The sequence below is a fragment of the Bowmanella yangjiangensis genome, assembly GCF_017255015.1.
Classification (GTDB): domain Bacteria; phylum Pseudomonadota; class Gammaproteobacteria; order Enterobacterales; family Alteromonadaceae; genus Bowmanella; species Bowmanella yangjiangensis.
The window spans coordinates 1-568 of the sequence record NZ_JAFKCS010000486.1; the positions used below are offsets into that span (position 1 = coordinate 1).

Here is a 568-nt window from a genome sequence, read left to right on the forward strand (position 1 = left end):
GGCGTCGAAGCGCACCAGCACCTCGCCCTTGCTGACCGCCTGGTTGGGCTTGACCTGGAACGTCGCGATCACGCCGTCCAAGGGCGCGGCGATGACCTGGCCGTCGAGTGGCACCACTTCGGCGGGAGCCAGAACCGACTGGCGAATCGGTAGCAGCAGCAGGAGCAATGCCACCGTCGCCACGGCGATGATGCGGCGGCGTGGCCAGCGCAGGCGCCACGGCTTGTGCGGTTGCAGGGCGAGCCAGGCATGGGCGTAGCAGTCACCCAGTTGCAGCAGCAGTGCCTGTTCGGCCGCGCTCCACGGCTGTTCACGGGCGATCCACAAGCCGCCGAAAAGCGCCTGCTTGCGGTCGAGCAGGGGCAGCCAGAACACCGAGCCTGCGGAGAGCGCCTGCCAGTCGCCACGCGTCTGCTCGCTGAGCGAGTCGGCGGTCACCACCTGGGCCTGGCTGGAGCGGCCCTGGGCAAGCAGCTGGCGCGTGGCCTCTTCGACGAAGGCGACGAAGGGAGAATGCGCTTCGACGACGCTGATCGCGGTGAGTGCGCGCACCCGGCCCGCGATCAGC

Annotated in this window: 1 pseudogene; it reads right to left on the reverse strand. The window is 69.5% G+C overall.

What is annotated here, in order from left to right:
- Positions 1-568 (reverse strand): annotated as a pseudogene (locus tag J0A65_RS25290) (hypothetical protein); the annotation flags it as partial.